Origin of the sequence: Shewanella sp. ENK2, from assembly GCF_043568515.1 — a bacterium.
GTDB classification, from domain to species: Bacteria; Pseudomonadota; Gammaproteobacteria; order Enterobacterales; family Shewanellaceae; genus Shewanella; species Shewanella japonica.
Genome location: NZ_CP171406.1, coordinates 1,698,655 through 1,710,663, shown reverse-complemented (window position 1 = coordinate 1,710,663; position 12,009 = coordinate 1,698,655). Strand labels below are relative to the sequence as shown.

Below are 12,009 nucleotides of genomic sequence, written 5' to 3'. Positions count from 1 at the left end.
TTAGCGATGTCATTGTAACGTAATAAACAATACAGGTAACCAACAGTTTGGTAACTTTTTTGTAATTTGAGGTGATTTTTTAGTTTTAAGATAGATTTTTTACACAAAAAAAGCGCTATATGCGCTTTTTTGTGAAAGTTTTTGTGTTGTGTCGATCAGTTATTGCTGTGTGGTAGATTCAAAATTACCAGCAAAAATTGCAGCAATATCGATACTGTCAAAAGTGTAAACCGCTGGGCAATATTCACAGCCCATTTCAATTTTACCTTCTTCAGCCAAAATGGTTTCTACTTCGTTTTGTGCTAATGTCGCTAGCGCCTTAGCACTTCGTTCTTTTGAGCAGGTGCACTTGAATGTGACATCAACCGGATCGAAAAGGCGAACCTCTTCTTGATGATATAAACGATGTAAAATCTCTTCAGCATCTAAAGTGAAAAGCTCTTCTTGTTTGATGGTTTCAGTAAGGGCCATTAAATGGTTGAAGTCTTCGTTTTCATCGGTTTGAGTTGGCAATACTTGTAGCAACATACCAGCAGCTTGTTTGCCATCAGCAAATAAGGTGATGCGAGTAGGTAATTGCTCTGACTGGCTGAAATATTCTTCTAGGCAAGCTGCTAAGCTTTCGTTTTCAAGTGAAACGATACCTTGATAACGCTCACCTTCGTCAGGCGTTAGCGTGATAACCATTACGCCTTTACCCATTAGATCCTTTAGGGATGCATCGTCAGCTAACTCACCTTTCCAGCGTGCAACACCACGAAGCGCTTGTAAATTAGTGCCATTGATAACGGCTAACGAAACAGGACCGTCACCTTGAAGCTGCACACTAATGTCACCACTAAACTTGATTGTGGCTGTTAATAACGACGTTGCCGCCATTAATTGACCCAATAGTTGCTGCAATGCGAATGGGTATTCATGGGCAGATAGAATCTCTTGATAGCTTTTTTCAAGTTGTACCATCTCACCACGCACATCGGCATTATCAAATAAGTAGCGATGTAAAATATCTTTGCTCATGTTCACTCTCGTTTGTTGTGCTTTAATCGTCTTTATAGATCTTTAAAGCGAATAAGTTGACGACGCTGTTTTTTATCCGGCTTGGTTTCTGGTGCAGGATTATTCAAAATATTTAAGCGTCTGGCTTCGGCATTAAATTCTCTTTTACTAATGCTTTCGGCTGTTTCTTCATATAGCGTCTGTGCTATAGCCGCTCCTTGTCGATGTTCTGACAATTGAGCAATAATTATTTCCTTATCGTCGTGGCCTTGTCGTAAACGAATCTTGGCACCGACTTCAGCTTGCTTGCTGGATTTTGTACGTTGACCGTTATAGTGTACTTTTCCACCATTGATCATCTCTTTTGCAAGCGAGCGTGTTTTATAAAAGCGCGCCGCCCATAGCCATTTATCGAGTCTGACTGATGTTGCTGATGATGAAGCTTGGCCCATCTAAACACCCCCAAAAGTGGTATGAGTTCACAAGGTTGACATTTTTAATATTTAAAATGTAGGAAAGCGCACAAATAACGGTGTTTCTCACAGCGTTTTTAGGCGCGCAAATGTAGCATATTCGGTGCAATTTCGCCAATCGATATGCTACGGGCTTGTTGCAATAAGCTGGGTAGGTTAGCATGATGCAGTATTTCCTAAATTAACAGAATTAGAACAGCGACCTGCATAGAGGGTCCAAGCCGAATATGGATGTATTAGATAAAATTATAACGAAGGCTTCAGCGATACCGCAAAAGCCGTTAAGCACCGCTGTATTCTGGTTGGGATTAGTGATTGTGCTATTACTGACAGCACAGATTACTTGGAAATTAATACCAGTTAATAGCCAAGCTGTTGCTTGGCAACCTTCACCTACATCCGTTGCGAGTGGGAAGCGAGTGGAGCTAAGTAGTGTTCAGAAGTTGTCATTATTTGGTGAGAAAGATGCCAGTGACGATGGCCGCCCTAAAAAGCCTGCACCCGTCGAACAAATTACCGATGCCCCTAAAACCAATCTGTCTATTCTGTTAACTGGTGTGGTTGCATCGACTTCCGATACCAATGGCCTTGCTGTCATTGAATCGAAAGGTAGTCAAGAAACCTATAGTCTTGGCGATAAAATTAAAGGCACATCGGCCTCATTAAAAGAAGTCTATGCAGACCGAATTATTATCACTAACGCTGGGCGTTACGAAACCTTAATGCTAGACGGCTTAAGCTACACCACACAAAGCCAGGCAAACCAATCATTACAACAAGCTAAAAAAGATCGTGAAGTTCAGCGCATTGATCGCCGTCAAAATGCTGAAGTTGCTCAGCAAATTAGCGACTCGCGTGATGAATTATTAGCAGACCCAGGAAAATTAACAGATTATTTAGCTATTTCTCCGGTGCGTGGAGCTGACGGAGTGAGTGGCTACCGCTTGAACCCAGGTAAGAATAAAACCTTATTTACCGCAGCTGGGTTTAAAGCCAATGATTTAGCCAAATCCATTAACGGCTATGATTTGACCGACATGGGACAATCATTAGAAGTAATGGCACAGTTACAAGAATTAACAGAAATCGGCGTTATGGTTGAACGCGATGGGCAGTTAGTAGAAATAGTATTTAGTTTGCCTGAATAGTATCGGCAGTAGAGGATTGAAAATAATGAAGAGTTATGGAATTCGACGCAAGTTATTAGCAGGGTTTGTTGCAGGTATTGCAATGCTTGCTTCTCAAGCGGCTTGGTCGGAACAATATGCTGCCAACTTTAAAGGCACAGATATTCAAGAATTCATCAATATTGTAGGCAAAAACCTCAATAAAACTATCATTGTGGATCCGACCGTACGTGGCAAAATCAATGTGCGTAGTTATGATTTATTAAATGATGAGCAGTACTATCAATTCTTCCTCAATGTTCTGCAAGTTTATGGCTATGCTGTGGTTGAAATGGAAAACCGCGTCATTAAGGTCATTAAAGATAAAGATGCTAAAACGGCCGCAATTCGTGTCGCTGATGATAGTAAGCCTGGTTTAGGCGATGAAATGGTGACTCGTATTGTTGCCCTTTACAACACGGAAGCAAAACAACTTGCACCACTATTACGTCAGTTAAACGATAATGCGGGTGGCGGTAATGTAGTTAACTACGACCCATCAAATGTGTTAATGATTTCTGGTCGTGCAGCCGTGGTCAACAAGTTAGTCGAAATTGTTCGCCGCGTTGATAAACAAGGTGACACTGAAGTTCAAGTTGTCTCGCTTGAGTATGCCTCTGCTGGCGAAATCGTTCGAATTATCGATACCCTTTATCGTTCAACTGCTAATCAAGCACAAATGCCAGGCCAAGCGCCTAAAGTTGTTGCTGATGAGCGTACTAATGCTGTCGTTGTTAGTGGCGATGAAAAAAGTCGCCAACGTGTTGTCGAACTTATTCGTCGTCTTGATGCTGAGCAGGCAACAACGGGCAATACGAAAGTAAGATATTTACGTTATGCCAAAGCCGAGGATTTAGTCGAAGTATTAACAGGATTTGCTGAGCAATTACAATCTGATCAAGATGCGGGTCAAAGCAGTAATAAACGTCGTAAAGAAATTAATATCATGGCGCACCTTGATACTAACGCATTAGTGATCAGTGCCGATCCTGATCAAATGCGCACAATTGAAAGTGTGGTCAATCAACTTGATATCCGCCGTGCTCAAGTATTAGTTGAAGCTATCATTGTAGAAGTCGCCGAGGGTGATGATGTTGGTTTTGGTGTGCAATGGGCAACCACAGCTGGTGGTGGTACTCAGTTTAATAACCTAGGTCCAACGATTGGTGAAATCGGTGCTGGTGTTTGGCAGGCTCAAGGTGAAGAAGGTACTACAGTTTGTACTGAAAATGGAACCTGTACTGAAAACCCAGACACCCGTGGTGATATTACCTTATTGGCACAAGCATTAGGTAAAGTGAATGGTATGGCATGGGGGATCACTGCTGGTGACTTCGGTGCACTAGTTCAAGCTGTTTCGAGTGATACTAAATCAAACGTACTTGCTACACCTTCTATCACAACTCTAGATAACCAAGAAGCGTCGTTCATCGTTGGTGATGAAGTCCCGATTTTAACAGGTAGCCAAAACTCAAGTAATGGTAACAGTAACCCTTTCCAAACGGTTGAACGTAAAGAAGTGGGTGTGAAGTTAAAAGTGGTTCCTCAAATTAACGAAGGAACGTCTGTTAAGTTAACCATCGAACAAGAAGTGTCAGGTATTAACGGTAAAACAGGTGTCGATGTGACATTTGCGACTCGTCGATTAACCACCACTGTAATGGCTGATTCAGGTCAAATTGTTGTCTTAGGCGGTTTGATTAACGAAGAAACTCAAGAATCAGTGCAAAAAGTGCCATTCTTAGGCGATCTACCAATCATTGGTCACTTATTTAAATCATCTTCAAGTGGCGTGAAAAAGAAGAACCTGATGGTATTTATTAAGCCGACGATTATTCGTGACGGGATTACCATGGAGGGCATTGCGGGCCGCAAGTATAACTACTTCCGTGCATTGCAACTTGAACAACAAGAACGTGGAGTTAACTTAATGCCAAACACTGATGTGCCGATGCTTGAAGAGTGGGATCAAGAAGCGTACTTGCCTGATGAAGTTAACGAAGTACTGAATCGTTACAAAGAAGGGAAGAGTTTAGAAACTAAGATGCGTGAAACCGACCCAGCGCTAAAGCATATCAGCGAGAGTAAAGCCAAAGATCAGCAGCCTGCAGAAACTGAAGTCGATGCAGAACAAGAAGATGATGCCAATGAGTGAAGCAGAAATGACTGAGCAGTTGGCGCAAGTATCTAACGAGTTAGGTATTGAATCGGAAGAGCTTAATGATGAGGTCTTCCACTCAACCAGTCGTGAGCGCTTACCGTTTGCTTTTTCGCATCGCTTTAACTTGGCATTAGCCAAAGAAGCCGATGCACTGAAGTTGTATTACACCAGTGAAACGCCGCTGACTGCGATGTTAGAAGTACGTCGTTATGCTGGTGAAGACTTAGTGTTAAGTCAATTACCTGTCGAAGAGTTCGAAGCAAAGTTAACCCAAACTTTCCAAGCTAATTCATCTGAAGCGCAGCAATTAATGGAAGATATAGGTAACGAGATGGATTTATTCACTCTTGCCGAAGAATTGCCGCAAACAGAAGACTTATTGGAAGGTGATGATGATGCGCCAATTATTAAGTTAATTAACGCATTATTATCAGAAGCGATTAAAGAAGAAGCGTCGGATATCCATATTGAGACGTACGAAAAACAATTGGTCGTTCGTTTCCGTATCGATGGCGTGTTAAAAGAAGTATTAAAGCCAAATCGCAAGTTGTCGTCACTGTTGGTATCACGTATCAAAGTAATGGCACGCCTTGATATTGCTGAAAAACGTGTTCCTCAAGATGGTCGTATTTCGTTGCGTATAGCAGGTCGAGCGGTTGATGTGCGTGTGTCTACTATGCCGTCAAGTCATGGCGAGCGCGTGGTATTGCGTCTACTGGATAAAAATACCGGTAATCTCGATTTGAAACAGTTAGGTATGACGCTGTCAATTCGTGAACAATTTGATGCCATTATCCGTAAGCCTCACGGAATTATTTTGGTTACAGGCCCTACTGGTTCTGGTAAAAGTACCACCTTGTATGCTGGCTTAACTGAAATTAACTCAAAAGATACGAATATTTTGACTGTCGAAGATCCTATTGAGTATGAACTTGAAGGGATTGGGCAAACGCAAGTTAACATGAAAGCCGACATGACATTCGCCCGTGGTTTACGTGCGATTCTACGTCAAGATCCTGATGTTGTAATGATTGGTGAGATTCGTGATTTAGAAACGGCACAAATTGCAGTTCAAGCGTCATTAACTGGTCACTTAGTGATTTCAACCTTACATACCAATACCGCTTCTGGTGCGATTACGCGTTTACAAGATATGGGTGTTGAACCCTTCCTCGTGTCTTCAAGTCTTCTTGGTGTATTGGCCCAGCGACTAATCAGAACCTTGTGTAATGAATGTAAGATTGAGCATGAGCCAGATGAACGTGAACGTGAGCTATTAGGCGTCACTGCGAACGATACTCGAGTGATTTATCGTGCCAATGGTTGTAAAGCCTGTGGCCATAACGGTTACCGAGGCCGTACTGGTATCCATGAATTATTAGTTGTTGACGATAATGTTCGAGAGCTTATTCATGGTGGACGTGGTGAACTGGCCATTGAAAAGTATGTTCGCCAAACTATTCCTAGTATTCGTCATGATGGCATGAGTAAAGTACTTGATGGCGTGACAACGCTTGAAGAAGTTTTACGCGTGACGCGCGAGGAATAATCAATGGCAGCGTTTGAATATAAAGCCCTTGATAGCAATGGCAAACAACAAAAAGGCGTCATTGAAGCTGATACTGCTCGCCATGCACGTAGTCAATTACGTGAACAGCGCTTGATGCCAATAGAGCTACAACCGGTTGCAGAGAAAGAAGCAAAAGCTAAAACGGGTGGCTTTAAATTATTCCAACGTGGTATTTCAGTTGCAGAGTTAGCACTTATTACACGCCAAATAGCGACACTGGTTGCAGCTGGTTTGCCGATTGAAGAATCATTAAAAGCAGTAGGCCAACAGTGTGAAAAGGACAGGCTTGCAAGTCTAGTGATGGCCGTCCGTTCTCGTGTTGTTGAAGGCTATAGCTTGGCAGATTCACTTGCCGAATATCCCCATGTTTTTGATGATTTATATCGTGCAATGGTGGCATCTGGTGAGAAGTCAGGCCATTTAGAAGTGGTATTGAACCGTTTGGCGGATTACACCGAACGTCGTCAGCAATTAAAGTCAAAGCTCACTCAAGCAATGATTTATCCAATTGTATTGACCGTCGTTGCGATTGGCGTCATTGCCGTATTATTAGCAGCCGTTGTCCCAAAAGTTGTGGGGCAATTTGAGCATATGGGGCAAGAGTTACCAGGAACGACCCAGTTCTTGATTTTAGCTTCTGATTTTGTGCAAGCATATGGCTTAGTCGTCCTAGGCCTGTTATTCGCAGCGTTTGTACTGTTTAAGCAGATGCTCAAAAAACCGAACTTTCGGATGCACTTTGATACTTGGTTATTAAAGGCGCCAGTTATAGGTAAGGTCAGCAAGGGCATCAATACCGCTCGTTTTGCACGAACATTAAGTATTTTGTCTGCGAGTTCTGTTCCGCTTCTTGAAGGGATGAGAATTGCCAGTGAAGTATTATTGAATGTGAAAGTACGCGCTGCAGTTGATGATGCAACTGCAAGAGTACGTGAAGGTACTAGTTTAGGGGCTGCGCTCACAAATACTAAACTTTTCCCGCCTATGATGCTCTATATGATTGCATCGGGTGAAAAAAGTGGTCAGTTAGAGCAAATGCTAGAACGTGCTGCTGATAACCAAGACAGTGAGTTTGAATCTAATGTGAACATCGCATTAGGGGTATTCGAACCTATGCTTGTTGTTAGCATGGCGTCAGTGGTGCTGTTTATTGTCATGGCTATTTTACAGCCTATTTTAGAATTAAATAACTTGATCAGTGGTTAAACCGATTAGGTTATTAAGGTAATTTTTATCACGCACTTTGTCGTGCGTATCGGAGGAAGTCGTCAATGCAAGTCAATCGTAAACAACGTGGTTTTACCCTCTTAGAAGTGATGGTGGTAATCGTTATTCTGGGTATCTTAGCCTCAATGGTTGTTCCCAACTTAATGGGTAACAAAGATAAAGCGGATTTACAAAAAGCAGTTTCAGACATTGTAGCTTTAGAAAATGCATTGGATATGTACCGCTTAGACAACAGTGTATACCCAACAACTGACCAAGGTTTAGATGCATTAGTGCAAAAGCCAACGTCTTCGCCAGAGCCTCGTAACTACCGTCCAGATGGTTATTTAAAGCGTTTACCACAAGACCCATGGCGTAATGATTATTACCTACTAAGCCCAGGTGAGAATGGTCGTATCGATATTTTCAGTGCAGGTCCTGACGGACAAGTGGGCACTGAAGACGATATTGGTAACTGGAATTTACAAAACTTCCAGTAATGGAAGCTTGAGATAATTCAATGAAGTTTACACGCCAAGCTGGGTTCACTCTTTTAGAGGTGTTATTGGTTGCACTGCTGATGGGCTTAACTGCAGCAGCAGTCACCATGACGACGAGCACAGCAGGACCAGAGCAGGCGTTAACTAAAACAGCTCGACAATTTATAGCAACCACTGAGTTAGTGATTGAAGAAACCATCCTCAGTGGCCAGTTTTTAGGGATTGTCGTAGAAGAAGATGAATACCAATTTGTATATTACAAAGACGGTAAATGGGAACCGCTAACAGGCGATAGACAGCTTGCTCCACAACAAATGGAGGAAGGTGTCATGATGAGCCTACTACTGGACGGTTTGCCATTAGTACAAGACGATGAAGAAGATGAGTCATGGTTCGATGAGCCACTCATTGATGAAAGCAAAGAAGACAAGAAGAAAAACCCAGAGCCGCAAATTTTGTTATTTCCAAGCGGTGAAATGTCGACATTTGAATTGAGTTTTTTAACTGATGATGCCAATGGCAAAGAAGTTGAAGTCTTAGTTGTCGGTGACGCAATGGGACGATTAGCGCTAGGAAGTTTCGATGAAGACTTGTAAAGGCATGACGCTACTCGAAGTCATCGTTGCGTTAGCAGTGTTTTCGATTGCAGCCGTTGCCGTCACCAAAAGTATCGGTGATCAAATGGCGAACCTACCGATATTAGAAGAAAGAACCCTTGCGCAATGGGTTGCGAGTAATCAGATGGTTGAAGCCAGATTAATTCAGCAATTTCCTGAACTTGGTACTAAAAATGGCCAAGTCGAACTCGCAGGAAAAGATTGGTATTGGCGTCAAGAAGTGGTTAAAACCACAGACGACAATTTCCGTATGATAAGAATTTTAGTGAGCGATGAAGATAGGTTTAACCGAACCGTTGCCCAAGTGAGTAGTTATGTTCACAACGAAGGTTAAATCACAAAAGCATAATCAGTTAGGGTTTACCCTATTAGAAATGCTGATCTCAATAGCCATTTTCGCCATGATCGGATTGGCCGCCAATGCTGTGCTATCGACTGTGATGAAAAATGATGAAGCGACCAAAGAGTTTTCGGTTCGACTCAAAGCATTGCAACAAGGTTTTGGGATTATTGAGCGAGACTTAGGCCAAATCGTGGCGCGAACTCAGCGTGGTTTTGATGGTGAGCGTACAACATCTGTATTTCAAACCGGTGATAATATGCTGGATTCTGAAACTGAAGCCTTAGTGTTTTTCCGCTTAGGTTGGTTGAATCCAGATGGCATGTTACCTCGTGGTAGTTTGCAGTCTGTTGCTTATGTTGTTCAAGATGGCCGCTTAGAGCGTTGGTATTATCCTTACCCAGAGCCAGAGGTCGGTGCAGAGCCGTTAAAAAGTTTAATCGTGAAAGATGTCGTTTCCATTGAGTATTCATTTTTTGTAGGTGATAAATGGGAGCGAAAAGTTGATGCTTCTACCTTACCGCTTGCGATAGCGATGGAAGTTGAGATTGAAGGCTTAGGCACCATTGAACGTCGTTTTTTACTACCTAAAGGTGGAGATAGCTCAAGCACCGGCAGCGGTGGTAATAGTGGTGGCAATAACGGTGACAATAGCGATAGCAGCGACACTGATGAAACCGGAGAAAAGACTGAAGGTGACGACACATGATGAAGTCACAATTACCGGGGTTTCGTAAACAGCGCGGAGTGGCGTTATTAGTTGTACTGTTGATTGTGGCATTGGTTGTGATTATCGCTACCAACATCACCAGCCGTAACCAGTTATCTATGCGCCGAACGTTAAACTTGGCGCAATATGACCAAGCATATTGGTATGCTATTTCTGCAGAAGAGTTAGCGAAAAAGATTTTAAAGCAAGATATGGAAGACAGTGATGGCACTGTGCATCGCCAACAATATTGGGCTCTGGCTGATGTTATTTTTCCTGCCGAGTACGGTGAAATTGGTGGCGAAATTCAGGATATGCGCTCCTGTTTCAATATCAATGCGTTATCTGTGACTTCGACAGAGGTTGAGAATGGTCAGCCCAAGCTCAGTTTAGCGGCAAGCCAATATAAAGCGTTATTAGTCGCACTGGGGATGGACGAGTTTGGTGCAGAAAGGCTGACTCATACCTTGGTTGATTATATTGATGATGACACTGTTTCTATGCCTTATGGTGCTGAAGATGCGGATTATGAATCGCGTAATATCCCGTATCGAGCAGCGAATACTTTGATGAGTCATCATAGTGAATTAAGGGCGGTGATTGGCTATAACCAGCAAGTGTATACCACGTTATTACCTTATATTTGCGCGATTCCAGGTAATAACCAACAGTTATTGAATGTCAACACCATTGAAGTAGAACAAGCCGCATTACTTGTTGGCATGTTAGATAACAAAATTTCATTGAGTGATGCCGAAAGCTTGATTAACCAAAGACCTGCAGATGGTTTCGAAACTGCTGCAGAGTTTTGGGAGAATAATACGCTTGCCAGTTTAGCGACTGAGAGCAATATGAAATCGAGTATTGTAGTGGACAGTAATTTCTTTTTACTGAAAGCGGGCGCTAAAGTTGATAATGCCATGTTCAGAATGGACAGTGTGCTACAGCGAAGCGGTGATAAATTTGACGTGTTGACTCGCCAGTATGGTGGGCAACAGTAATGAATAAGAGAAACAACCCGCTGCACAGTTTTTTGAAACCCTTGCAGCCAGTGGAGAGTAACAGTGTCTGAACGGCTTTTTATCCGATTAGGTAAAACATCAGAAAGCCCATGTTCTTGGCTAGTTTGGTCAGAGCAGGAGCAAGAAATTATCGCCTCTGGCGAGTTAAGTGATGCAGCAAGCCTATCAAGTTTAACTGAGCGTGCTGGAAATCGCCCTGTTGATGTATTAGTGCCAGCGTCAAGCATGACATTGACTCAAATTGAATTACCTGAGAAAAACCAGCGCCAAGCATTGAAAGCATTGCCTTTTATGCTAGAAGAAACGATTGCATCTGATGTTGAAGATATGCACTTTGTCGTTGGGCCACGTGATGGTGAGCAGCTGAACGTGGTTGCAGTTGCCCATGAGCAAATGCAAGATTGGTTATCTTGGCTGCTTGATGCCGGTATGAAGGTAAAACGTATCGTACCTGATTGTTTAGCATTACCATTAGAACAGTGTCGCTGGGCGGCACTGGATATGGGTGATGAACTGTTATTACGCACGGGTGAAGGAAGCGGTGTTAGTCTGCCTAAAACATGGTTAGATTTTGCATTACCTCAACTGATGCCTGAACAGCAAGAAGATCAAGCTCCCCTCAATATTGCAGCTTACAGCGAAGATTTAGTCTTTATGGGAGCGGAAGTTGAGCCTAAACCTTTAGATTTACCTATGATGGTTTTGGCTAAAGGCATTATCCAAGCGCCGATCAATTTACTCAGTGGCATTTATCAGCCAAAGCGTGAATACAGTAAGCATTTAATGTTATGGCGTAATGTCGCCATCATTATGGCGATAGCGATCGTATTATCTCTAGTCAATAAAGGCTTAACGATTTATCAGCTAGAAGCGCAAACTGCTGAAGTTAAGCAACAAAGTGAAGCGATTTTTAAAAGAGTCAGTCCAGGTATTAATCGTATTGTTAATATCCGCTCGCAAATGGATTCCCAGTTACGCAGTATGCAAGGCCAGGGTGGTGGAGCAGCATTTTTTGAAATGCTTGATGGCTTAAAAGATGCTTTTGAAAAGGTACCGGATTTAAAACCAAATTCTTTACGTTTTGATGCCAACCGTAATGAACTGCGTATGCAAGTGACGGCCAAAACTTATGACCAAGTCGATAAGTTTAAAGAGTTAGTTGAAACACGATATGACCTTGATATGGGTGCAATCAATAGCGGTGAAGACGAAGTGAATACAACCCTAACATTGAGGGGCAAATAAG

The 12,009-nt window shown here is 42.6% G+C and carries 12 protein-coding genes; 10 read left to right on the top strand and 2 right to left on the bottom strand.

The genetic code is table 11. The features are described from left to right. Positions 1 to 159 precede the first annotated feature (159 nt). The gene (gene hslO / locus ACGEDC_RS07550) at positions 160 to 1,020 is read right to left on the bottom strand and encodes an Hsp33 family molecular chaperone HslO (RefSeq protein WP_372038649.1); all 861 of its coding nucleotides are present in this window, start codon (positions 1,018 to 1,020) and stop codon (positions 160 to 162) included. Positions 1,021 to 1,052: 32 nt separating this feature from the next. Beyond that, on the bottom strand, positions 1,053 to 1,451 hold the full coding sequence (hslR, locus tag ACGEDC_RS07545; RefSeq protein ID WP_055024196.1) for a ribosome-associated heat shock protein Hsp15: 399 nt from the start codon (positions 1,449 to 1,451) through the stop codon (positions 1,053 to 1,055). Between the two features lie 248 nt (positions 1,452 to 1,699). Here hslR and gspC point away from each other — a divergent pair, with 248 nt between their 5' ends. From gspC to gspL, 10 genes are all read left to right on the top strand, one after another. Beyond that, on the top strand, positions 1,700 to 2,620 hold the full coding sequence (gspC, locus tag ACGEDC_RS07540) for a type II secretion system protein GspC (RefSeq protein ID WP_394497432.1): 921 nt from the start codon (positions 1,700 to 1,702) through the stop codon (positions 2,618 to 2,620). A gap of 25 nt (positions 2,621 to 2,645) precedes the next feature. Then, a complete protein-coding gene (gene gspD, locus ACGEDC_RS07535; protein ID WP_055024198.1) occupies positions 2,646 to 4,793 on the top strand; it encodes a type II secretion system secretin GspD in 2,148 nt (715 codons plus the stop codon). Positions 4,794 to 4,800: 7 nt separating this feature from the next. Then, complete coding sequence (gspE, locus tag ACGEDC_RS07530) at positions 4,801 to 6,348, top strand: type II secretion system ATPase GspE (protein WP_174567627.1); 1,548 nt, start codon at positions 4,801 to 4,803, stop codon at positions 6,346 to 6,348. Between the two features lie 3 nt (positions 6,349 to 6,351). Then, positions 6,352 to 7,575 carry a type II secretion system inner membrane protein GspF gene (gspF, locus tag ACGEDC_RS07525; RefSeq protein ID WP_055024200.1) on the top strand — a complete coding sequence of 408 codons (1,224 nt, stop codon included), beginning with the start codon at positions 6,352 to 6,354 and terminating at the stop codon, positions 7,573 to 7,575. A gap of 65 nt (positions 7,576 to 7,640) precedes the next feature. Next, positions 7,641 to 8,075 (top strand): type II secretion system major pseudopilin GspG, encoded by a 435-nt coding sequence (gspG, locus tag ACGEDC_RS07520; RefSeq protein WP_055024201.1) that lies wholly within the window; start codon positions 7,641 to 7,643, stop codon positions 8,073 to 8,075. 20 nt (positions 8,076 to 8,095) lie between these two features. After that, complete coding sequence (gspH, locus tag ACGEDC_RS07515) at positions 8,096 to 8,671, top strand: type II secretion system minor pseudopilin GspH (RefSeq protein ID WP_065110537.1); 576 nt, start codon at positions 8,096 to 8,098, stop codon at positions 8,669 to 8,671. Beyond that, positions 8,658 to 9,026, top strand: coding sequence for a type II secretion system minor pseudopilin GspI (gspI, locus tag ACGEDC_RS07510; protein ID WP_055024203.1), 369 nt, complete (start codon positions 8,658 to 8,660; stop codon positions 9,024 to 9,026). Before gspH ends, gspI begins: the two co-directional genes overlap by 14 nt. Continuing rightward, positions 9,007 to 9,741, top strand: a complete 735-nt coding sequence (gspJ, locus tag ACGEDC_RS07505; protein ID WP_055024204.1) for a type II secretion system minor pseudopilin GspJ — start codon at positions 9,007 to 9,009, stop codon at positions 9,739 to 9,741. Before gspI ends, gspJ begins: the two co-directional genes overlap by 20 nt. Then, the gene (gene gspK, locus ACGEDC_RS07500; RefSeq protein ID WP_080917541.1) at positions 9,741 to 10,742 is read left to right on the top strand and encodes a type II secretion system minor pseudopilin GspK; all 1,002 of its coding nucleotides are present in this window, start codon (positions 9,741 to 9,743) and stop codon (positions 10,740 to 10,742) included. Before gspJ ends, gspK begins: the two co-directional genes overlap by 1 nt. 63 nt (positions 10,743 to 10,805) lie before the next feature. Beyond that, entirely contained in the window at positions 10,806 to 12,008 is a 1,203-nt protein-coding gene (gene gspL / locus ACGEDC_RS07495) for a type II secretion system protein GspL (RefSeq protein ID WP_080917178.1), read from the top strand. The last annotated feature ends 1 nt before the right edge of the window (position 12,009 follow it).

Excerpts from the sequence above, each read along its gene's own strand:
- gspH (WP_065110537.1), top strand. The coding sequence starts at position 8,096 with ATGAAGTTTACACGCCAAGCTGGGTTCACTCTTTTAGAGGTGTTATTG.
- gspE (WP_174567627.1), top strand. The coding sequence starts at position 4,801 with ATGACTGAGCAGTTGGCGCAAGTATCTAACGAGTTAGGTATTGAATCG.
- gspJ (WP_055024204.1), top strand. The coding sequence starts at position 9,007 with ATGTTCACAACGAAGGTTAAATCACAAAAGCATAATCAGTTAGGGTTT.
- hslO (WP_372038649.1), bottom strand. The coding sequence starts at position 1,020 with ATGAGCAAAGATATTTTACATCGCTACTTATTTGATAATGCCGATGTG.
- gspI (WP_055024203.1), top strand. The coding sequence starts at position 8,658 with ATGAAGACTTGTAAAGGCATGACGCTACTCGAAGTCATCGTTGCGTTA.
- gspK (WP_080917541.1), top strand. The coding sequence starts at position 9,741 with ATGAAGTCACAATTACCGGGGTTTCGTAAACAGCGCGGAGTGGCGTTA.
- gspG (WP_055024201.1), top strand. The coding sequence starts at position 7,641 with ATGCAAGTCAATCGTAAACAACGTGGTTTTACCCTCTTAGAAGTGATG.
- hslR (WP_055024196.1), bottom strand. The coding sequence starts at position 1,451 with ATGGGCCAAGCTTCATCATCAGCAACATCAGTCAGACTCGATAAATGG.
- gspF (WP_055024200.1), top strand. The coding sequence starts at position 6,352 with ATGGCAGCGTTTGAATATAAAGCCCTTGATAGCAATGGCAAACAACAA.
- gspD (WP_055024198.1), top strand. The coding sequence starts at position 2,646 with ATGAAGAGTTATGGAATTCGACGCAAGTTATTAGCAGGGTTTGTTGCA.
- gspC (WP_394497432.1), top strand. The coding sequence starts at position 1,700 with ATGGATGTATTAGATAAAATTATAACGAAGGCTTCAGCGATACCGCAA.